This is a genomic window from Roseburia sp. 1XD42-34, from assembly GCF_009917385.1.
Classification (GTDB): domain Bacteria; phylum Bacillota; class Bacilli; order Bacillales; family Amphibacillaceae; genus Virgibacillus.
The window spans coordinates 219,543-240,923 of the sequence record NZ_QWLJ01000001.1 but is presented as its reverse complement, the minus strand read 5'-3'; the positions used below and the strand labels follow the sequence as shown (position 1 = coordinate 240,923).

Below are 21,381 nucleotides of genomic sequence, written 5' to 3'. Positions count from 1 at the left end.
ATTAAAGTAGTAAAAATAAAGGTTATAATCAAAGGCGTCCTTGAAAAAGAAAAACTTGATTTCTGTTTGTCAAAACTCCTCAGGTAAACACCTTGTTTGCCACAAAGGAAACGGGGATTTGTTGCCTTCCATAAACTTTGTTGTTCTGACTTAAGCACCATAAAGTAGTCTTACAGTACTTTACATTAGAGATAATTTAATGATGTTAAAAAAGATTTCTTTTATGTTTACTTATTCCTCCAATAACTGATTTGGAGGGATGTTTTAATTGGATGAAGAGCAATATATCAATTATTTGTTAAGTAAACAACTGTTAATTCCTCGTAAATATTTTAAGAGAATGTTCAAAAAACCACTAATACAAAAGTAAAAGCTTGTCTTCGCACATCCATAACCTATAAGCTTTTCAATATACCTTTTTTTGAACACTCTCTTTAAGCAGCATGTTCGGTTAAAATTGTTGTTCTGTACGTGCTATGATATCTTGTTGAATACTTTTATCCAGAGAAACAAAATGGGCACTATATCCTGCTACACGGACTACAAGATTCTTGTATTTTTCTGGATTCTTTTGCGCATCTAATAATGTTTCCTTACTAACCACATTAAATTGGACATGCATTCCTTTTTGCTCAAAATAACTACGGACTAATGCTGATAAGTTTCTTAAACCTTCTTTCCCAGCTAAGGCTGATGGATGGAATTTTTGATTTAGCAATGTTCCATTAGAAGCAATATGATGATCCAATTTAGCTACAGAGTTTAATGCTGCTGTAGGACCATTTTGGTCACTTCCAGATACAGGTGAAACACCATCTGCTAATGGCTCACCTGCAAAGCGTCCATCTGCTGAGGCTTTCGTTTCTAAGCCACAAGAAACATTGGCTGATACTGGATATAACCCTGGTTGGAAAGTTCCTCCACGTGGGTTTAAATATTTTTGTACTTCTTTACAATAGATAAGTGCAACCTTTCTCACCATTTGATCCACCACGTCGATATCATTACCGTATTTCGGTGCACCGTTAATTAATAATTGACGTATATATTCTCCATCCTTTTCATTCATGGATTGACTTGCATTGGTATCTTTTTTCTTGATGTTCGTATCGTTGTCATTAAGTAGATCTTTTAACATCTCTACTAATTCATCGGTCGAGAGTTGAGATAAATCTTTGTTCGTTCCAACAGGTTCGCTATTTGTGATTGCTTGGTTTTGCTCTTTACCAAAATTGGTATCTAATGCATTTTTTAACTCATGAATAGAGAGCTTGTTATCCTCGTAGATCAATTTTTTAATCGCCATTAATGCATCTCCAGCATTCGCTATCCCTACACCTTGTGGTCCAGTAAAATTATATTTTGCTCCACCTTCTTGTAAAGACAAACCTTTCTCGATACAACCTTCTACCATAGAGGATAAAAATGGTAAAGGTGCACGCTCTCCGTGCGCAACGTCTACAGAATTATCGGCATTGACCAATAGCTTCACAAAGTATTTCATTTGCTCCTCAAATGCACTTTTTAATTGATCAAAGGTTGTAAATGATGAAAAATCACCCGTGGATAAGCCTATTTTTTCACCATTCGCATAGCCATTATTTAAAGTAATCTCCAGAACCTTAGGGATATTAAAGAATGCAGCATCATGCCATCCCTCTGTTTTCCCACCAACTTGTGGTTCAACACAACCAATAATGCCATAATCTCTTGCGTCAGTAAGTGAGATACCTCGGTTAACTAATGACGGAATAATAACTTCATCACTATAATAAGCAGGCATTCCTAATCCCAAACGTGATACCTCCCCAGCTTTATGAATTAAAGATTCAGGGGTCTTATTCCATATACGAATAGAAATGGATGGTTGTGGTAATCTAGTATTGGCAGTAGCTTGTAAGCAAGCATACGATAATGGGTTTGTTGCATCCATTCCCTCTTTATCTTGTCCACCTACGATTAAGTTTTGGAACATTGGATATCCACCAAATGCCTTCGTTGATGCTTCATCGCGGATTTTATTTACATCATTGAATTTCACCCATAATACGTCTAATAATTTTTGCGCTTCTGCCTCGTCTAGTCGACCATTTTCTACATCTTTCTTATAAAATGGATACATATATTGATCAAAACGCATCGGCGAAATCGAATGACCATTTGATTCAATTTGAATAACTGCCTGGATAATCCAAAAAGATTGAAGTGCTTCATAAAATGATGTTGCTGGATTTGCTGGAACACGTGCACAGTTTGCGGCAATCTGTAATAATTCTGATTTCCTGTTCGAATCTGTCTCTCTATCCGCTTCTAATTTTGCTTCATCTGCTAATCGTCGGGCATAATTCATGACAGCATCTAATGAGATACTCATAGCTTTTAATGTGAGAGACTTTTTAACTATTTCAGGATCCCCGTAATCCAGACTTTTCAAAGCAGTACATACCTCTTCTTTAATTCCTTTCAAGCCTTTTTCCAACACAAGTTTGTAATCGACAGAAATATGGCCCACACCATTAAAATAGTAGTTCCCAACCGTAAATACTCCAGCATTCATGGCATTCTTCGTTTCAGGAGACATTAATTCCGTAGCAAGCTCATTTGTAGTTCTTCCTTTCCAATATTTAAATGCCTCTGATAAATCTTGTTTTACTTGTTCAGGAACTATAAATTTATCCCCAGCCCTTTTTTCAATACGATCAAATTCATCCTCTAGCCAATCGTTTGAAAATTCCGGGAAAATTTGCGTTCCACGTGGTGACGTTGCTAGATTCCCTACAATTAATTCATTCGGGCGAATAACCACTTTCATCTTACCTAAGATATTTTCTAACGCTTTAGCTCTTCGAATTATCATGGGCTGATTTTCTGTTTGCTGATAAGATTCTGTTACTAATAAAGCTCGTTCTGATTCAACAATTGGATCATGATCATAGAGATGGTCCATTAATTGTTCAATACGTGAAGCTGTTCTTATCATGTCTACTTCTCCTCTCGGGTTTTCATTTAAGTACGTGTTCAAAAAGAATGTAAAAAGGATCGAGGTTGGCCAAGGTCTCAGGCGTCCTTGAAAAAGAAACATTTTTCTATGTGAGATGTATTGCTGTCGTAGCTTTTCTTGTCCTGTTACGACACTAGCACGTTTTGAGCGACTGAGTTCGAAGGACGAAGTTTCGAGATGTATGCTTGTAATAGGGTGTACTGGCTTCTATGTTGCCCACAGCGTGGGCAGTTTTAACAGAAGATACATATGCTTACAGATATATGAGCACAAGTGAAGCTTCCTCGAAACACATTTTCACGTAGGACCTTTTACAAGGAACGGAGAAACAAGCCGACTAAAAATATCGATGTGTCATGTTTAGTGCACATTTTGAACAACCTCTTTAAATATACTTTGGCTTCTCATCTTCTACTCTCATTTCTTTTACTTTTGTTTTGTTTTCCATAGTTGGCACAAGAACTTTAAAGTACACGACTCCTGCGAAAATAGCTCCTAATATTGGTGCGAGAATCGGTATAATTAAACCATAATAATTCGGACCTAGTGCGACTTCTCCCCAGCCACTGATGAAAGTGAAAATTCTTGGACCCAAATCTCTTGCTGGATTCATAGCAAAGCCTGTTAAAGGTCCAAAGGCTAGCCCACACACCGCTATGGTTAAACCAATTATTGTTGCTCCAAGTCCACTGGATTGAACATTCGTATTATTAATTACAACAAATATGACTAACATTAAAATCATCGTAATAAGGAATTCAATTCCAAATGCTGTTAGTAAATTAATATTTTCTGCAGGAAAAGTCACAAATATATTCGCTGTCATCGCCCCTGAGCTTGTATTACGAACAATGGATTCCGTTTTCTCATAGTTTGCAATAATGGAATGATAGAGCCCGTAATTACAAACAGCAGCAAAAAAAGCTCCTATAATTTGTGCTAAAATATATGGAATTACTTTACGAAAAGGAAACTTATTCCATATCGCCATTGAAATGGTAACAGCTGGATTTATATGTCCACCCGATATATGCGCAGTACAATAGATAGCTAAAGCAACACTAATTCCCCAAACCATGGCCATTTCCCAGTAAGTAATACCTATGTCCATCATAATAAGCACAGCAACGGACCCTATACCAAGAAAGACGAATAAGAACGTACCAATTGCCTCAGCAATACATTCATTAAATAAATTCTTTTTCATAAGCTTTTTTTATCCCCTTCCTTAGTATAATGATAAATAAAGACCGGCCAATTCTTCTCTTGTTGGCACTCTTGGATTTGTAGTAGTACAATCATCCTGTAGCGCAAAATCAGCAATGAGATGTTTATACTCATAATAGTTGTCTTTTTCAATCGCTAATTCTGAGAAACCTTTTTCAATGGTTAATGCTTCATTTAAAAAGTTTATAGCGGAAATAAGACTCTTTGTGCCTTCCTCTGGTGTAGCTGCTGGTAAGTTGAGGAATTGGGATATTTCTTGATATTTATTTGCCGTTGGCGTGAGTTTGCCATCACATCCTGCATTGTAAGCTATTACATGTGGAAGTATTAAAGCATTGATCCTCCCATGAGAAATATGGAAAATACCACCAATGGCATGGGCAATACTATGACTAATTCCGAGAGATGCATTCGTAAAAGCTATCCCAGCTAATGAAGAGGCCTTATGCATTTTATTGCGGTGTTCTATCTTACTTCCATCTCTAAATACTTCTATCAAACTTTCAAATACTAGCTTAATTGCTTTTTCAGCAAGCGCATCAGTAAATTCAGTCGCTTTCGTCGATACATAAGCTTCGATTGCGTGGGTAAGTACGTCCATACCAGTATCAGCCGTAACTTTTGGCGGAACTGTTTTCACTAAATCCACATCCAATAAGGCAATATCTGGAATCATTACTTCATTTATAATGGGCTTTTTTTCTAACCCATTCGTAATAACGGCAAAGGAAGTCACTTCACTTCCAGTTCCACTTGTAGATGGAATGGCTATAAACAATGGTCTTTTTGCATCCCTGTCTATTTTACTAAAAGACAGGATCATTCCCTTTGCAGCATCAATGGCTGATCCCCCGCCAATAGCAATTAGCACATCTGGTTTAAACGTCATCATTTCATGTAACCCTTCTGCAACTGTACTAAGTTGCGGATCTGGTGTGATCTTATCGAAAACTTTGCATGAATTATTTTGTTGCAAAATTTCATTTTTAATGATTTCGATAAATCCCAGTTCTTTCATCATCGGGTCTGATATAATAAAATATCTATTTCCTTGACACGTTCTAAGAAAATCTTGTGTCTTAACATCAAATAGCATCTTAGGTTTAACAAAAAAAGAATTCATATATTATCACCTTTTTATTATTTTCTACCGCTTTTACCTATGCTTCCTCTTTTGCTAATTTTTGAAGTGCAACTTCAATTAACTGTGCAATCTCTTTTTTTGAAATTTCCTTATTTAAGGAATTTAAATCTATATTATTTTGCCCATTGAATGTTATATCTTGATTCAATGTGAATCGTATATCTTCTTTTTCTCTTATTCCATAAGATGCACGACGAATGTTCAGCAGATTTAAAGGGGTGATATTATCAGACGTTGAACTTCCTCCAACAGTTCCACAGCCTAATGTTAATGCAGGAGATAGGTTTGTAGTAGCTCCAATACCGCCTAAAGCCCCTGGTGTATTAACTAAAAATCTGGACACAGGTTTCCGAAGTGAAAATTCACGAATCACCGCTTCATCGGTCGAATGAATACACAAAGTATGTCCTATGCCTTCAACATTTAATAATTCAATACAGCGATCGCATGCACTTATCCAATCATTTTCTGTATAAAATGCTAATATGGGACATAATTTTTCACGAGCATATGGATTTACTTTTGATACTTCCGTTTGTCTAGATATTAAAACCGTTGTATTATCAGGAACAGCAATATCTGCCATTTGAGCAATGCTGTAAGCCGTTTTACCAACAATCTTTGGATTCATTGTCCCGTTAGATCTTAAAATAAATTTCGATAATAATTGGCTTTCTTTCTCATTTAGGAAATATGCACCTTGTCGTTTAAACTCTTGGATAACTTTACTTTCACTAATTTGTTCAACTACAACAGATTGCTCTGAAGCACAGATAACTCCATTATCAAAGGTTTTACTGGAAATAATACGAGCTACGGCCTTTTCAATATCAGCGGTTCTTTCAATAAAGGCAGGACCGTTTCCTGGTCCGACGCCAATTGCTGGATTACCAGAGCTATAAGCCGCCCGAACCATTGCTCCGCCTCCTGTTGCAAGAATTAAAGCAACATCCTTATGTTTCATTAATTCAGATGTTCCCTGCATACTTAAGATGGTTAACGTTCCAATAGCGCCTGCTGGAGCACCAGCTTCTATTGCCGCCTTGTTTAAAATCTTTACCGTTTCCAAAATGCATTGTTTTGCTCCAGGATGTGGAGAAAATACAATTGCATTTCTTGCTTTAATTGCAATTAGTGCCTTGTAGATAACAGTTGATGTGGGATTTGTAGAAGGAATTACCCCCGCTATCACACCAAGCGGAACAGCAACTTCCATCACCTTTTGCTTCTCGTTATCATTTAAAATACCCACAGTTTTCATATTTTTGATGCTTTCATAGACTTTCTCACTAGCAAATTTATTTTTAATAATTTTATCTTCAACATTACCAAATCCAGTTTCTTCATGTGCTAACATTGCTAACTTTTCAGCATTAGCAAAAGCTGCTTTAGCCATATGCTCAACTATCTGATCAATATCCTTTTGACTCATTTCAGCCAATTCAGCTTGTGCTTTTTGCGCAGTTGCAATTAGTAATCTAGCTTCTTGGATTGATTGAAGGTCCTTATCAAATTCTGGCATTTTTAAGATTCCTTTCTTTTATCTCTTAAATAATCTCTTGCTAAATCGGTCATTTTAACTTCTGAACTTATGTCAATGGATGGATTATCTATTACATCTTTTAATGTAAGAATGTTTTTGTTCATAGCTTCCTTAACAACATATTTATCCCGCAATTGATTGGTTTCTTGTTCCTCAATTAGATTAAATAATTTTTGATCTATTTTCTGCTTTGCCTCGGAAAGTGGTACGGAAATAACACCAAATTCTGTGAGTTGCTTTTTATACTGGTTTAGCATCTTTATATAGGTTGCATTTTTATTTAATCCCTGTATCTTGCCAATTTCATTATTAACATCCCAGGAATTTTCAAAGGCTATTATATTTTCCCCCGATAATATACAATGTTGAGTAGCTAATAACGGAAGAGTATCCGCAATACCTAATGCGATTTTTGCTAAAGAGTTTCTCGTTAAAAATGGGAGAAGGACCATATCTATCTGATCAATAATCTTTCGAAATTGAGTAAAATCGACTATTTCACTCCCCATACTTTTCCACGTATCCGTATCAAAATTTCTTTTACATGCATCAGAAAAAATTAACAAGTAGTTACATTTATCTTGATAGTGAATAAATAGTTCTTCTACTTCCTTCGAATAATGATCCGCTCCAGTAAAAATCAACAATACATTTTTTTTGCTTTCTTTATATGAAATTAACTTGCTCAGTAACTCTTTTATTTGTTTTTCATCCAAAGAGTTCACCTCAACATTCTTTTATCAACTCCACATAATCATTTGGTTTTAGACCGGCTGCGTTTGCTTCATCTGTATCCAAATGACATTCTAACCGAAAATTATTTTTCACTCGTACGACCGTTTCCCCAAAAATAGTACGTCTATCTCCCACCGTTTTAATGGAGACAACTTGTTGATCCTTTACACCTAATTTTTCTGCATCGTCTGGGTGCATATGGATATGTCTTTTTGCTATAATGACGCTTTGTTTTGCTTCAATGACTCCTTTTGGTCCAATGACGAATACGGAGCCTGCTTCTGTTAAATCTCCAGATTCTTGTACAGGAGCTTGAACACCGATTTTAAAAGAATCTGTCTTAGATATTTCAACTTGAGTTCTTGTACGTACAGGTCCTAACACTCTAACTTTTTCAATACTTCCTCTTCTACCAACAATTGTCACAACCTCTTGAGCAGCAAATTGTCCAGGTTGACTTAACTTCTTTAGCGGTGTTAATTCATAACCTTTTCCAAATAGTCTTTCCACGTCTTCTTGGCAGAGATGAATATGACGGTTGGATATACCGATTGGTATTTGTTTTATATTGCAAGTATCTTCTGTTGTATGAGTATCCTGGTAGTTTAATCTTTTTAAAATATGCTCTGCAATTATAGTAATCTTTTCATCTGATAAACCTTTGAGCTGCATTGCTTTCTTATCCCTCCTATCCAGTATAGTTAACAGCATGTAGCGAAATTTTTTATATTAGTGTCGGAGTTGACCCTGACCTCGGAATCTCACCCATGGAACTAAGCACACTTAAACCAACCTCCTGGGCAGCTAAGAGTGATTGTTTAACAGCACCAGAATCTCCTGTAATAGAAATAATAATTTCGTTGGACCGGGCTGTTCCGTTATTTGGGCTTGCGTAAGTAACTACATCCACATTGGCTGTTTTTACTGCTGTATCAGCCATTACCAGCCCAATCGCAGCTGGAGCGCCAACAATTATTCCAAATGATTTTCCTACTAATGCATTAAATCCTTTTTCTAAAGCCATACTTGCTCTAGCAGTATAGTGAAGTTCAATATGCCCTGCGTCAGAGCTGTACACATTGCCAAAATTTTTTTCAACAGCTTCCAGAGTAATTTCAACTGCACGACGTGCATCTGATACATCTTCAGCTGCAAAAATGATCGTTGCACCATGCCCTGCTCCACCTTTTGTATCTCTGGCCATTTCAATGGAAACAACTTCAGTATTTGTAGCCTTTACAGCTTCATCAGCAGCCATAACATGAGGAGCTCCACCAGTTCGGGCGCTTAAAAAACCAATGGAACGATATTTTTTATCTAATTTCATATATTCATGTAATTGGGGATCTAAATTGGCAATTACTAAACCAACCGTATCCCCCATAGCAGTTCCCACAAATTCAGTAACATGTCGGTGTGGCGCTGACGATTCCTTAGAAGTTCCATTCACTCTACTTTGTGTTTCTCCTAATACTTTTTCTAAAATCTCTTCATTCACTTTTATTCACCTCCATTTGTTAATGAATTAATCATTACTTTTTCAATATCTGTGTGTGGACGAGGGATTACGTGAACAGATACAACTTCTCCTATATTTTTAGCTGAGGACGCTCCTGCATCTACAGAGGCTTTTACTGCTCCTACGTCTCCTCGAACCATAACTGTTACTAATCCAGATCCAATCTTTTCATAACCAACCAATTGAACATTTGCCGCTTTTACCATCGCATCAGCAGCCTCAATTAAAGCTACCAATCCTCTCGTTTCTACCATTCCTAACGCTTCTTGTCCCACGAGAAAGCACCTCCTATTAATTTAACCTCATAAACAATATACAATTTAAACGTTTCCATTTATGTGATTTACAGCACCTTCTATATAAATAAATTGATGTCTTTTGTATAACTTTTTTGACATTAAGTAATTTTGTTACATTCTTCACATTTATATAGAAATTTTTGTTTGAAACAAGTACAATAAATGGTAGAAGGCGGTTACAAATATTAATTTTTAAAGTTAATTGTTGGAATTTTTTCGCATGGAATATTTCATCTCATAGACAAAAGGATATGATAATTTTGCTTAATACAAATGATTTAACTTTAACAGATGTCGTTGATATAGACACATTATCTAATGTACAAAGCAAATTAGCCGATTTAGTCGGTATCTCAGTAGTAACAGCTGATGCGAATGGCAATCCGCTTGGTAGATTCAATAATTTCTCTCCGTTTTGTCAATTGATTCGGTCTTCAAAAATAGGGGCGAAAAAATGTATCGAATGTGATGCTCAGGCTGAGCAAAAGGCTTTTGCAACTGGAAAACCAACTATAAGTGATTGTCACTTGGGTTTAAAAGATTGTTGTGTTCCAATAATTGTAAATAATAAATTGTTAGGTGGCGTTTTAGGCGGGCAGGTGCTAGTCGATGATCAAGAAAATCCTAAAAGCAAATTTGATATCCCGAAACTAGCTAAAGAGCTAGATTTAGAGGAATCCGAATTAGCAGTAGCTATTGATAACCTAGCCGTGGTAGAACCCGAATATTTGCAAGACTGTGTTGATTTCTATGAGGTTTTAGCAAATTACTTTACAGAGATGGGAATAAAGTCACTTTTCCAACAACAACTATTAAAAGAAACGCAGGAAAAACTGGATTATGAAAGACGATTAAAATATGCTGAATTAAAAACAGTAGAAGCTCAAATAAATCCACATTTTCTATTTAACACATTAAATTCTATTTCCAGAGTTGCAATGTCTGAAAATGCTCCCTTAACAGAAGAAATGATCTATAATCTTTCTGATCTCATAAGGTATAATTTAAAACAAACAGAAGAATTTCCTTTATTGAAAAACGAAATAAAAAATATTAGACGGTACCTATCTATACAAAAGGTGCGTTATGGGGATCGGTTAAATTATCAAATAAACCTTCCAAATCATTTAGAAGATTTTTGTATTCCGTATATGATTTTGCAACCAATAGTTGAAAATGCAATCATACATGGAATAGAGCCCCTCGCCAAAGGAGGGAGTGTTTACATCTCAGTGAGCAGAAACGAAGAAGACATCTCTATCCTTGTAAAAAATACAGGGGTGGGCTTTAAAAAGCAACAGGCTTTGAAAATCCTAGAAGGAAAAGATGGTTCTTCTGACGGTATAGGTTTCCTAAACTCACATTTACGTTTACGGGATTACTTTGGAGAAAATTACGGATTGCAAATTTTAAACGATGAAACATTTAGTACAGTTATAAAAATTTTCTTCCCTGCTTTCACTGATTATAATCATTATAAAAATAAGGTGATCATATGACTTATAAAATCATGATTGTAGAAGATGAATCTTTGGAAAGAAAGGCTTTGAAAACAATTATCTCCAGAAATTTTCAAACCATAGATATTATAGCTGAAGCAGAGAATGGTAACCAAGCAATTGAGTTTGCTAAAATATATAAACCTGATATGATGCTTTTAGATATCGGTATTCCAGAAATGAATGGTTTAGCAGTTCAAAAAAATATCATTAAGTTCCTCCCTTCCATTCAAACTATTATTATAACGGCTTATTCCAGTTTCACATATGCTCAGGAAGCAATATCGAGTCATGTGAACGATTATTTGTTAAAACCAGTTCGTCCTTCTACACTAGTTAATTCTATTCATAATGCTCTTATGAATATCGGGGAAAAGAAATGCATCCCCTGTGATATATTTCCTGAACAACTTCCTGAAAATCCAATTATCCAACAGGCCATAGCATTAATTAAAAAAAACTATATGAAAGATATTCGACTTGATTGGATTGCTGATAATGTTCATTTAAATCCTCAATATTTGAGCAGGCTCTTTAAACGAACCATGAATGCTAGTTATAGTGAATTTTTAACCTCTATTAGACTCGAAAAAGCAATAGATTTACTATTAAATTCTGACTATCCAATTTATCGAATAGCAAATGAAGTTGGTTTCTCAGATGCTTCCTATTTTTGTAAAGTGTTTGTGCATTACAAAAAAATGAGCCCACATAAATTTCGAACAAGGACAGCGAATAGGAAATAATATTGATAATGGAGCGGATAGTAATATTAACCGCTCCATTATCAATAAACAGCATTCTATCTATATTCAAAGCTAAACATATTCTCGTTGTTTAAAGTGAATACGTACAGTAAAACATTGTTGCGCTTTTCAGCTATTTTTGCTTAAAAGGAGCATTTATCGGCTCCCATATGGCGGGTGCAGGCAGGTTGAATTCCGTACGGTTCATGCACATATTCTTGTGGTAGGATGGCTCACTTTATTTGCTTGGGCTGTCTATTATAAAGTATTTACACCTACGAATAAAAAACTTGCTGCACTTCATATTTGGACAGCAATTATTGGCGCCATTGGGTTAACAACAGGCATGTGGAGCTATTATTTGCGTCCCTTCAACCTATACAAAACGATAACGACATCTCTTTTATTGCCGGAGGTTCTATTTTATTAATCAGCTTTGCTACTTTTCTCTTTTTGACCTTTTTGAAAACGGAAGATGAGTTATAAAAAGAATAGAGCCTATTCGCTAGTAAACAGGCTCATTCTTCTTTCCTTTTTTGTAAATAATCAACCATACCTAACGCACATATTTGCATATCGACATTTAAAATCACGTAAATCTCATGGTCATCCGGAATCCCTTTTGCCCGTAGATCGACTTTAATCGCAGTTAACAGTCGTTCAGCTAGTTTATCATAGCCAAGGCCTTCTGTATATGCTTTTTCAGCAATATCCATAAATACATCAAGCCATCTAGAAACTTGCTGTAATGCAGCTTTCGGTTGATCGGTCATTCCAAAATGCCCATAATATATCCGATCTACCTGTAAATCATGGAAACGTCCCCATGAATAACGTAACTCATTTGGATCAAATTGGTTTGGTGATGTTGACGGTAAAAAGAAGGAGACACCCTGATCTATTAATAATTGATAGCGCACGCCTGCTGTATCTCCAGTAAACAATCCGTTACTAACCGGATCGTAAATACTGAAATGATGTTTTGCATGTCCTGGTGTGTTAAAAAATTGCAGCTTACAGTCCTCTCCAATTTCCAACATGTCTCCATCCTCTTTTGTAATAAGTCGTTCTTCTGGTATCGGAACAATCGGGTCATATAAATCAGAAAAGCTATCTCCATATACAGCGCGTGCTCCAGCAGCTAGTTTACGCGGGTCAGCTAAATGACGTTTCCCTCGAGGATGGACAACTATTTTAGCATTTGGACAAGATTTCAACAATAATCCAGCGCCACCAGCATGATCAAGGTGAACATGGGTAACGATAATGTATTTAACTACTTCCAATGAAAACCCCAATTGTTCTATCCCTTTTTTGATATGTTTAATCGATGGACTTGGCCCTGGCTCAATAATCGTTAACTGCTCTTCATCAAGAACATACGCCCCTGTACGGTTAGGAATTTCAAAATCAAAGCCATCAATCAGATGAATGCGCTGGTCGAGTCGGATCGGATTTTTCGTCTGCATTTCATAGCCCCCTTAAGAAATAATGATTTTCTCCATCATAGCACAGGATGAATAACTACATAGCTATTAAAAACAAGATTTTATGATAAAGCAAATTCAGTTTAGCAAAACCGCTCTCAACTCCTTGGATAGGCGTAACGAAGGCATGAAAGGACATAAACCCAGTTGAGAAATGGGAAAAAGCATCTAAGGGCAGCATGGAGAATAGTGCAGTATACTTTAGAGAGATTTGGGGGTTTTTAACTCCATTATTTCCGCATGCCTTCATGTAGCGTTTATAATTAATAATATTTTTCATTCCATTCACCCGTTATTGTCCTGTAAAGTGATTTGAAATGCTACGAATAAGCAAACGTTTACAAATAAATCAAATCTAACTAAGGGAATTTAAGTGTTGTTAAGTATAATTTTACAAGGTAGATGCCGTTCCGTTCTTCCCTATCTTGAATAAAGTTAATTATAAAAACTACGTCTGTAAACAAGGGGGGTATATTCATGATAATAAAAAAAAGACGTAGCTATTCTTCTAAGTATCATTATGATGACTGTAAATGTTGTAGGAAAAAGCCGCCAACTCTCAATTGCTGTACACGCAATATTGAAATCAACAATAATTTTTGTTACTGTCCTCCTGCTCCGCCTCCACCGACAAACGTTCTGAAAGCGGAGACCTCCCAATATACAGCCATATCGGATGGAATAAAGACAGTATATACAAACCAGGATAAGGTACCAGCATACAGCACTTCAGATATTTTAAATCCTAACGATGTATCTTATATCAATTTGTTTATCAATGGAATTTTACAGCCTGCTACCATCTATAATGTTCAACCAGGAAGTCTACAACTTCTTGTCGATCAGATCAACATCCCAAGAAATGGTGTCCCTATTATTTTGCAATTCATTAAAATACTTGCAAACTAGCTAATGAAGAATGCTATAAAGTGAATCTTCTTCAATCAGTCTAGGTTTTCATCCATCCTCCGCTGATTGTTAGTACTTTAATAATATGACTTATGGTCGCTTACGAAATAGGGTATCGAAGCCGCTGTTATCCCCCACTTAAACTTGTTGCATTATAAATATCCAACTCCAGAAGTGTGAGATCCTCCCAGTTCCGGGATAACTTATAGAAGACTATTTTAATAAGAATCCTTCATTTTGGTTTAACGTCGCTTCAAAAAAAATGCAAAAGAATACTGTATGTATCAGGGAGTCACTTCGATAGTCTTTATTTGCTTCGTTAATCAACGTTAAAAAAGATACTCCCTAATATAATAATAGGAGGAATATAAATGGCAATTGTTAAACAATTTATGGATGCTGAAAGGTTTACTGCAACAATCGGAGATGGGACAGGTACTGGTGCAACATTTACTATTCTCGCAACAGCTTTTACTGATGATACTGGAGCAGCTGCTACAGCATTTCCAACTGCACCTGCATACTACAACCTGTACCTTAATGGCGTACTTCAAACAGCTGATACTTCAGCGCTTACTACGACTGAAGTAACCATTCCAGATGGAGATACACTTAATCCTGGCGTTCCAGTAATTATTGAGTGCGTAGTAAACTAACTTCTTGTTGTTAACGAGACTGTTCCATATGGGGCAGTCTCAATGTATGAAATTTATCGCCCTATATAGGCAGCGAGACCTCCATTTCCATTCTACGAGATATAAGGAGAACCAACTACAAAGCAAATATCCAACAAATTTATAGATAGAATAAAAAAAGCTGTACAGCTATTCAACAAATCCATTTTGGGCTATGAGATCAATGATTCCCTCCAGCAATCCCGTGGATAGAAGTAAATATGGATTCATCTACATAGCAAAATTCTGCTCGCTATCTCTGGAGCGTCTTTTAATACGTGATTCATCTGCCCTAGAATCAACAACTCAGCCTCAGCAGCTGCTTCATAGATGAGATCAGCTTCCCCTTTTCTTACAGCACCTTATATATTGTAATAAATCTCTCCTTTGTTCGTAGCACCGCTTATAAAAATAACGACACAAGCCAAGGCGCTGCATACAAGGTCATAAACTGTACGCCATAATTCACTCCTTTACGGTGCAAGAAACCAGCAACGATTGCCACAACGATTACTCCGACAATATTAACAATACCAGCATCCATATATGCAAGCATGACGACAAGACCAAAGAACACCCCAAGCATAGCTTCATGCGGTATAAACCGAAAAACAAACGCACATATTTGCTGTGCATACTTAATCGTAATGTAGAACGTTATGCTAATGGCAATAACCGAACCAATTAGCGTCGCGACAATGAAGTCAGACATGGAAAGCAGATGATGAATATTGTTTTCTTCTGTAAATACTGGCGGAGCGTTAAATAGTGGCCCCGCTGGACCAATGGCTGTAGGTGATAGAGGTAAACCGATAGCAATAAGCGGTATAAGCGTCCCTGATAAGTAAGCTGCATTCGTCAATCCATCCATACTGGAAATCGCCCGAGCGGCCTTCTTTACTGGATCTTTGATTCGACTTGTTAATGTTTCCCCAAGAAAAATCGTCATTCCGACTGGACTCATAAAAAAGGTTAGTACCCCTAACACTGATGAGAGGGAAGTAGTGCCAATTTCTTTTCGATTAAGGATCTTAAATGGATTCGGGAACCCCTTTGTTTTTGCAGTCCGTCGCATCACAATATCCTTTTTACCATAGCGGGGAAGGCTACGCCTGATTCTGCCATTAAGCAATTCTGCCAACTTTAAAATCACTGGTCCAATTGTAATTCCTAAAAAGAACGACGTAAACACCGTTTGATCTTCAGGAACAATTCCTGTCTCCCAATAAAACATGCGCAAGCCTTGAATAAGAAACGCAAATGGCACAATGGAAAGCAACGCAATCCAGCGGTTCTTTGTCATAAGTGCTAAAAAAATAGCACCACCAAAGAAAATTTGGCTGGCATATTGCGTAATTTCATCTGATAAAGGAGCAATTAAATTAGCCATTAATAAACTCATCGGTACAGCAATAATCGTACCAATGACTGAACCAGAAGCCATCTTCCGAATACTGATTTCCGGCATACCATGTTTTTTAAGGATCATCGCATGCTCAACCATTGGAGCAGACATGACCCCCCCGGGTATTCCTGCGATCGCAACAGGGATAGAGTCGGTAAGTTTTTTAGCAACAATTGCTGATATAAAAAAAGCTAAAACAACTATAGGTTCAAAAGCCGATAGTACCAGTACTAGCGTAACCGGCGCTAAGACAGCAGTTTCATCTGTTCCGGGGGCGATACCAATAATCGTATACAAAATAGCACCAATAACGGAAGCAGCTATCAATTGTAAAATTAATACAGGATCCATCTCCTATTCTCCCTCCTCATCAACATAACGAAAACTTCGTTTAGGGTTAATCAGCAAACTACAAATAACAAATGCAACTACAGCACCAATCAACCCAAAAATGAGCGGTTTTGGTGGGTCATTAGGCGCTATCAAATAAGCACCTAGCGTTGTAATAGTTGAAATAATAATCGCTAGAACGAGATCTTTAATATGTACCAAGTCTTCCCAAACCTCAATGTTTTCCTCTTTCTCTTTGTGATCATATCTTTGTTCCATATCGTTTCCCCTTTTGATTAAACATGATATCTGGACTTTAATTATACAATGTACAGCCCAATACTTAAAGTTGCATATAAAAGGGATAATCGAAGTTCAAATGAGGTAGTTTGGTGTTCGTCCATACCAAAGCCGTTAGAACAAAACAAACCAAACACAAGTCTCCCTTTATAACTATGAATTTCAATATTGTCCTAATGTACAAAATAACTTTACAGCATTTTATATGAGGAATAAATCATGTTTCCAAATACTTTTTAAATAGTTATAACCTTTTTAGGGAAACATAACTAATGCCACTTAGTTCAGAAGTGATTACAAGTTCAGTTGCATGTGGCAATGCTTTAAGTAGCATAATGGGGGCGCAGAAAAACAACAGCCACCCTAATTTGAAGTGGAGGTGAAACAATGGGACGAAATGAACATCGAAAATCTAAAAACAGCTTTATGGGACAGACACCAGCACATCAAAAGTTAGATGGGATCGATGTGGAATTTGCACAAGAGGCTGCAGATCATGCTGATTTAGAAGCTCAAGAACGTGCCAGACAAGCTGACAAACGAGCCAAACAAAAGTGATTATGGAACAAGTATTAAAACAGGTAAATTTCGTTAAATGTGTTATCAAACTTCGACTCCTAGCAGTTTTCAGTAAGTTAAGGGTGCCTTAACATCCCCACTTCAATGTCGTGTGAGCCATCAAAGAATCTAAGTGGGGCAATCACGGTACACTTATCACCCTCTAAGTGAATAGGAAATTGAACGCAGCAAGGTGTTACGACAGGACAAGGGAAGCTTTTAAAAGCAATGCATCGCTTCTTAAAAAAGTATTCTTTTTCAAGAGCGTAGGAAGCCAATTTAGTGAAACGCAAAAATTCAATTTCCTAAATTGTAGCTTTTTCCCCCCTGGGAGCACCCTCGTTGACAAAGGGGTTCACTTTATTTGCTTTATAGGACTGATAAAAAACATTCAGATAATTTCATTTAAACTATATTTTGAAAAGGCGAACATGTACACATAGACATTTACGCCTACCAATCGACGAATGAATGCGCCTACATACCCACTTTAATTGCTTATAAAGCCATGCCTTTGTACAATAGAATTATCATAACATAAAGTGAGGAATACAAATCATGAGCAAGAAAAATGTCGACGATTATCTCACAGAAGGAATGTATGGAACAAAACTTCCTAAAGATCATGAACGAAAACAATTTTTAGGTACACTACGTGAACGAATTGTCCTAGCACTTACCAAGGGTCAAGTGATGTCCAATAAGGGATTAGAGCAACTTGAAGAAGCGATGAAAGAGCATCCTGAGGCTAGATTAATTATTAACGGGCATGTTTCCTACCGCTTCTTAAAAGAAGAGAAAAAAATTGCGGATAAATACAATATCCCACATTCCACTATTACCAATGAGGAAGCAGGAGATACGGACATTGGAGCAGTTTTAACGTATGACCATGCAATTGATAAAGAAGAAATATTTATTAAAGAAGAACCAGAACAGTCTGATGATAAACAAGAAACAGAAACAGCGGATGCATCTTTCTTCTCTAGAATAAAAAATTGGTTTGATTAATGATCCACATTCGTGTGCATTTCAGCGTTTAGAAAGAGATTTGGACATAAGCAAATACGATAAAACAAAAGCCAAACAATGATAAAGTGAAACTTCATGCAGTAGGAGTTTTCTTCTATCTCCTACTGCATGTTAGTACCAGCAGGGTATGTCCTACAGGTCCTTAAACGAATCAGGCATTTAGGTGCCGTTTTCTCCCAATTAGACCTTTTGTAACTAATTAAGATTTTGAAGTAGGAGTCTTAGCACCTTACATAAGGAATAAATGGGTTGTCCCGACTATTTGTATCACTCAAGCTCAATTTTTTTATCTCAAAATACTTCACTTTCCGCAAGCATCCTTAGCTTTCTCGAAAGACAAAAGCCTGCGCTATCTTCAGCTCGTGCTGTTCGCGCAGAAACCTTCATCGTTTTCTCTACACTACAGTGTGTCCAAATGGTCGTCGTTTTTTTGTACCGTTGGTGTAGTTAAGTTTCACCCACGTCCTGACACTATGTTATTTTCCCGCTCTACGTTCCGTACGAACTGCTTTGTAAAAGGAAGCAGCCATTAATAATATAACAATAGAAAAAGGTAATGCTGCAATAATAAGCATATTTTGCAATCCTTGTGTACCGCCAAAATAAACAATAATCGTTGCCAAAGCTGCCTGCATCACACCCCACATAACTTTCACCGAATGATGCGGATTCAACGTCCCATTGGTGCTTAACATCCCTAACACAAAGGTGGCCGAATCAGCAGAAGTAATAAAGAATATCGCCACCACAAAAAGCGTAATGATCGACATTACAAAACCTAGTGGGTATTCTGCTAACACCCCAAAAGTAGACGTTTCAAGGGAGAACTCGGAAATCTTTGCAATTCCATTTTGTTCTAAGTTTAATGCCGAAACCCCAAAAACTGCAAAAAATATGAAACAAATAATGGACGGTACTGCTAATACACCTATCATAAATTCTTTTACTGTTCTTCCTTTAGAAATTCGGGCAATAAAAATGCCGACAAATGGAGCCCATGAAATCCACCAAGCCCAGTAAAAAATCGTCCAGTTATCAATCCATTCTCGTTTGTTTTCATCATGAGGTGCCAAGCGCAAACTCATATCAAAAAAGTCAGACACATAACTTCCTAATGTATGTGTAAACATATTCAAAATGTCAAGCGTGGGACCAGCAAAAAATAACATTAATAATAATATAACCGCTATTCCCATATTTGCATTACTTAAGTACTTTATTCCTCTTCCAATTCCTGACCATGAGGAAGCAATAAACAATACGGTTGCTACTCCTATAATGATTAATTGCATCCAAAAAGTGTCCGGAATATCAAATAAAAATGCCATCCCTCCGTTAATTTGTGCCGAACCAAACCCTAATGTTGCAGCAACACCAATTACTGTAGCAAAAACAGATAACACATCAATCAATTTACCAAACCAGCCATGCATGCTTTTTTCTCCAAAAATCGGTATTAAGGTTGCACTGATAAGACCTGGTTGATCCCTGTGAAACTTAAAGTAAGCTAATACTAGAGCAACAATGCCATATACAGCCCACGCATGAATTCCCCAATGGAAAAATGTGTACTTTAAACTTTCTCTAATCGCTTCATCTGACCCCGGTGCTGCACTAGGAGTACTTTTAAACGCATGGGAGATAGGCTCTGCAGTTGTCCAAAACACAAGACCAATCCCCATTCCAGCACTAAACAACATGGCGAACCAAGATAGTAAGCTAAATTCAGGGCCATCTTTGTCATTCCCAAGCTTAATATTCCCATACCGAGAAAAAATGAGATAAATGCAAAAAACTAATATGACCATAACAGCCAATAAATAGTACCAGCCAAAATAATCAGAGATGGAGACCGTTGCATTTGCGGTGAAGTTTTCAAGACCAACCGGAGCTATTGACCCCCAAGCTACTACTCCAATGCATACTACTAAAGAATACCAAAACACACTCGTGACGCCTTTCATTCACTCACCTCTTCAACTATTTACGAGCTTATAACTTTCACTAGCTTAGTTTATACCCCATTTAACGTCGATTGAAACAACAATTATCCGTGGTCGTATAATTATAAAGATTTTAGTTAGGGGATAATTTCTATTAAACTCAGCTCCAACAAAAGGTACCCCGCAGTTAATAAACTAGTTATTACTATCCAACTCTTAGTAGGACTTCCCTTTATCTGCTACTGAAAAGAGCAGAACAAGCATGTAAACTGGCAATCTGGAAAGATCCTAGTGATGACTGTAGCAATTTTCCTCGTTTTGAATTTATTCGTGGTGCTTCTATCTTCCCTATGAAAGAAACAATTTGATACAATCGTATTATACGAAAACATGGAGGGATACAATGCCATTAAAGGATAAAAAGGTGATTGCACTTATAGAGAATGAATTTGAAGACTTGGAACTTTGGTACCCTGTCCTTCGTCTGCAAGAAGATGGTGCTACAGTTCATTTGGTAGGGGATAAAGCTAAGAAAACGTATCAAGGCAAGTATGGCGTACCAGCAACATCTGATTACGCGTTTTCTGAAGTGAATGCTACTGAATACGATGCTATTTTAGTTCCAGGTGGTTGGGCTCCGGATAAGCTTCGTCGTTATGCCGAAGTCATTCAACTCGTTCAGAAAATGAATGAACATAGAAAACCGATCGGACAAATTTGCCATGCGGGTTGGGTATTAATCTCCGCTAAAATTTTAACAGGTAAAAAAGTTACCAGTACACCAGGAATAAAAGATGATATGACAAATGCTGGGGCAACTTGGATAGACGCCCCAGTCGTAGTTGATGGACATCTTATTTCAAGCCGCAGACCGCCTGATCTGCCAGCTTATATGAAAGCCTTTTGTGATGTATTAGCAAACGAATAACATCTAGTTATCCTACTAGCCTGCCGCAACTTGTGTGCTACAAAATAATAACTTAGCAGAACGTAAAAAGAATCATGATAAAATTCATGCATTTTTCTGAGG

Annotated in this window: 20 protein-coding genes; 8 read left to right on the top strand and 12 right to left on the bottom strand. The window is 36.9% G+C overall.

Annotated features, from left to right (window positions below; translation table 11 throughout):
• Window positions 1–451: 451 nt before the first annotated feature.
• The 8 genes from D1839_RS00965 to eutM all read right to left on the bottom strand — a co-directional run bounded on the left by D1839_RS00965 (window position 452) and on the right by eutM (window position 9,444).
• Entirely contained in the window at window positions 452–2,980 is a 2,529-nt protein-coding gene (locus tag D1839_RS00965; RefSeq protein WP_120378015.1) for a glycyl radical protein, read from the bottom strand.
• 406 nt (window positions 2,981–3,386) lie between these two features.
• Window positions 3,387–4,208 carry an MIP/aquaporin family protein gene (locus D1839_RS00960; RefSeq protein ID WP_120378014.1) on the bottom strand — a complete coding sequence of 274 codons (822 nt, stop codon included), beginning with the start codon at window positions 4,206–4,208 and terminating at the stop codon, window positions 3,387–3,389.
• Between the two features lie 21 nt (window positions 4,209–4,229).
• Window positions 4,230–5,351, bottom strand: coding sequence for a 1-propanol dehydrogenase PduQ (locus tag D1839_RS00955; protein ID WP_050351407.1), 1,122 nt, complete (start codon window positions 5,349–5,351; stop codon window positions 4,230–4,232).
• A 37-nt stretch (window positions 5,352–5,388) separates the two neighbouring features.
• A complete protein-coding gene (locus tag D1839_RS00950) occupies window positions 5,389–6,894 on the bottom strand; it encodes an acetaldehyde dehydrogenase (acetylating) (protein WP_120378013.1) in 1,506 nt (501 codons plus the stop codon).
• Between the two features lie 2 nt (window positions 6,895–6,896).
• Window positions 6,897–7,631, bottom strand: coding sequence for a flavoprotein (locus D1839_RS00945; protein ID WP_158589575.1), 735 nt, complete (start codon window positions 7,629–7,631; stop codon window positions 6,897–6,899).
• Between the two features lie 10 nt (window positions 7,632–7,641).
• Window positions 7,642–8,322: a phosphate propanoyltransferase gene (gene pduL / locus D1839_RS00940; RefSeq protein ID WP_120378011.1), complete on the bottom strand. Its 681-nt coding sequence runs from the start codon at window positions 8,320–8,322 to the stop codon at window positions 7,642–7,644.
• A 52-nt stretch (window positions 8,323–8,374) separates the two neighbouring features.
• Entirely contained in the window at window positions 8,375–9,148 is a 774-nt protein-coding gene (pduB, locus tag D1839_RS00935; RefSeq protein ID WP_120378010.1) for a propanediol utilization microcompartment protein PduB, read from the bottom strand.
• A 2-nt stretch (window positions 9,149–9,150) separates the two neighbouring features.
• A complete protein-coding gene (gene eutM / locus D1839_RS00930; protein WP_050351411.1) occupies window positions 9,151–9,444 on the bottom strand; it encodes an ethanolamine utilization microcompartment protein EutM in 294 nt (97 codons plus the stop codon).
• Window positions 9,445–9,728: 284 nt separating this feature from the next.
• Here eutM and D1839_RS00925 point away from each other — a divergent pair, with 284 nt between their 5' ends.
• The 3 genes from D1839_RS00925 to D1839_RS00915 all read left to right on the top strand — a co-directional run bounded on the left by D1839_RS00925 (window position 9,729) and on the right by D1839_RS00915 (window position 12,143).
• Window positions 9,729–10,967 carry a sensor histidine kinase gene (locus D1839_RS00925; RefSeq protein ID WP_158589574.1) on the top strand — a complete coding sequence of 413 codons (1,239 nt, stop codon included), beginning with the start codon at window positions 9,729–9,731 and terminating at the stop codon, window positions 10,965–10,967.
• The gene (locus D1839_RS00920; protein WP_120378008.1) at window positions 10,964–11,713 is read left to right on the top strand and encodes a response regulator transcription factor; all 750 of its coding nucleotides are present in this window, start codon (window positions 10,964–10,966) and stop codon (window positions 11,711–11,713) included. The genes D1839_RS00925 and D1839_RS00920 overlap by 4 nt, the downstream gene beginning before the upstream one ends.
• A gap of 139 nt (window positions 11,714–11,852) precedes the next feature.
• Window positions 11,853–12,143, top strand: coding sequence for a hypothetical protein (locus D1839_RS00915; protein WP_199689875.1), 291 nt, complete (start codon window positions 11,853–11,855; stop codon window positions 12,141–12,143).
• Window positions 12,144–12,231: 88 nt separating this feature from the next.
• Here the strand turns inward: D1839_RS00915 and D1839_RS00910 are convergent, their stop codons facing one another.
• Window positions 12,232–13,182: an MBL fold metallo-hydrolase gene (locus tag D1839_RS00910; RefSeq protein WP_120378007.1), complete on the bottom strand. Its 951-nt coding sequence runs from the start codon at window positions 13,180–13,182 to the stop codon at window positions 12,232–12,234.
• Between the two features lie 495 nt (window positions 13,183–13,677).
• Here D1839_RS00910 and D1839_RS00905 point away from each other — a divergent pair, with 495 nt between their 5' ends.
• Together D1839_RS00905 and D1839_RS00900 are read left to right on the top strand one after the other, a co-directional pair.
• A complete protein-coding gene (locus D1839_RS00905; protein WP_120378005.1) occupies window positions 13,678–14,109 on the top strand; it encodes a DUF4183 domain-containing protein in 432 nt (143 codons plus the stop codon).
• A 371-nt stretch (window positions 14,110–14,480) separates the two neighbouring features.
• Window positions 14,481–14,765 carry a DUF4183 domain-containing protein gene (locus D1839_RS00900; RefSeq protein ID WP_120378004.1) on the top strand — a complete coding sequence of 95 codons (285 nt, stop codon included), beginning with the start codon at window positions 14,481–14,483 and terminating at the stop codon, window positions 14,763–14,765.
• 421 nt (window positions 14,766–15,186) lie between these two features.
• Here D1839_RS00900 and D1839_RS00895 read toward each other — a convergent pair whose 3' ends face one another.
• Together D1839_RS00895 and D1839_RS00890 are read right to left on the bottom strand one after the other, a co-directional pair.
• Window positions 15,187–16,539 carry a tripartite tricarboxylate transporter permease gene (locus D1839_RS00895; RefSeq protein WP_120378003.1) on the bottom strand — a complete coding sequence of 451 codons (1,353 nt, stop codon included), beginning with the start codon at window positions 16,537–16,539 and terminating at the stop codon, window positions 15,187–15,189.
• A gap of 3 nt (window positions 16,540–16,542) precedes the next feature.
• The gene (locus D1839_RS00890) at window positions 16,543–16,797 is read right to left on the bottom strand and encodes a hypothetical protein (protein ID WP_120378002.1); all 255 of its coding nucleotides are present in this window, start codon (window positions 16,795–16,797) and stop codon (window positions 16,543–16,545) included.
• 408 nt (window positions 16,798–17,205) lie between these two features.
• Here D1839_RS00890 and D1839_RS00885 point away from each other — a divergent pair, with 408 nt between their 5' ends.
• Window positions 17,206–17,376 (top strand): YfhD family protein, encoded by a 171-nt coding sequence (locus D1839_RS00885; protein ID WP_120378001.1) that lies wholly within the window; start codon window positions 17,206–17,208, stop codon window positions 17,374–17,376.
• 558 nt (window positions 17,377–17,934) lie between these two features.
• The gene (locus D1839_RS00880; RefSeq protein WP_120378000.1) at window positions 17,935–18,387 is read left to right on the top strand and encodes a YueI family protein; all 453 of its coding nucleotides are present in this window, start codon (window positions 17,935–17,937) and stop codon (window positions 18,385–18,387) included.
• 497 nt (window positions 18,388–18,884) lie between these two features.
• Here the strand turns inward: D1839_RS00880 and D1839_RS00875 are convergent, their stop codons facing one another.
• Window positions 18,885–20,372, bottom strand: a complete 1,488-nt coding sequence (locus D1839_RS00875) for a BCCT family transporter (RefSeq protein ID WP_120377999.1) — start codon at window positions 20,370–20,372, stop codon at window positions 18,885–18,887.
• 382 nt (window positions 20,373–20,754) lie between these two features.
• Here D1839_RS00875 and D1839_RS00870 point away from each other — a divergent pair, with 382 nt between their 5' ends.
• On the top strand, window positions 20,755–21,279 hold the full coding sequence (locus D1839_RS00870; RefSeq protein ID WP_120377998.1) for a type 1 glutamine amidotransferase domain-containing protein: 525 nt from the start codon (window positions 20,755–20,757) through the stop codon (window positions 21,277–21,279).
• Window positions 21,280–21,381 lie beyond the last annotated feature (102 nt).

Excerpts from the sequence above, each read along its gene's own strand:
- D1839_RS00965 (WP_120378015.1), bottom strand. The coding sequence starts at position 2,980 with ATGATAAGAACAGCTTCACGTATTGAACAATTAATGGACCATCTCTAT.
- D1839_RS00960 (WP_120378014.1), bottom strand. The coding sequence starts at position 4,208 with ATGAAAAAGAATTTATTTAATGAATGTATTGCTGAGGCAATTGGTACG.
- D1839_RS00955 (WP_050351407.1), bottom strand. The coding sequence starts at position 5,351 with ATGAATTCTTTTTTTGTTAAACCTAAGATGCTATTTGATGTTAAGACA.
- D1839_RS00950 (WP_120378013.1), bottom strand. The coding sequence starts at position 6,894 with ATGCCAGAATTTGATAAGGACCTTCAATCAATCCAAGAAGCTAGATTA.
- pduL (WP_120378011.1), bottom strand. The coding sequence starts at position 8,322 with ATGCAGCTCAAAGGTTTATCAGATGAAAAGATTACTATAATTGCAGAG.
- D1839_RS00920 (WP_120378008.1), top strand. The coding sequence starts at position 10,964 with ATGACTTATAAAATCATGATTGTAGAAGATGAATCTTTGGAAAGAAAG.
- D1839_RS00910 (WP_120378007.1), bottom strand. The coding sequence starts at position 13,182 with ATGCAGACGAAAAATCCGATCCGACTCGACCAGCGCATTCATCTGATT.
- D1839_RS00905 (WP_120378005.1), top strand. The coding sequence starts at position 13,678 with ATGATAATAAAAAAAAGACGTAGCTATTCTTCTAAGTATCATTATGAT.
- D1839_RS00900 (WP_120378004.1), top strand. The coding sequence starts at position 14,481 with ATGGCAATTGTTAAACAATTTATGGATGCTGAAAGGTTTACTGCAACA.
- D1839_RS00895 (WP_120378003.1), bottom strand. The coding sequence starts at position 16,539 with ATGGATCCTGTATTAATTTTACAATTGATAGCTGCTTCCGTTATTGGT.
- D1839_RS00890 (WP_120378002.1), bottom strand. The coding sequence starts at position 16,797 with ATGGAACAAAGATATGATCACAAAGAGAAAGAGGAAAACATTGAGGTT.
- D1839_RS00885 (WP_120378001.1), top strand. The coding sequence starts at position 17,206 with ATGGGACGAAATGAACATCGAAAATCTAAAAACAGCTTTATGGGACAG.
- D1839_RS00880 (WP_120378000.1), top strand. The coding sequence starts at position 17,935 with ATGAGCAAGAAAAATGTCGACGATTATCTCACAGAAGGAATGTATGGA.
- D1839_RS00875 (WP_120377999.1), bottom strand. The coding sequence starts at position 20,372 with ATGAAAGGCGTCACGAGTGTGTTTTGGTATTCTTTAGTAGTATGCATT.
- D1839_RS00870 (WP_120377998.1), top strand. The coding sequence starts at position 20,755 with ATGCCATTAAAGGATAAAAAGGTGATTGCACTTATAGAGAATGAATTT.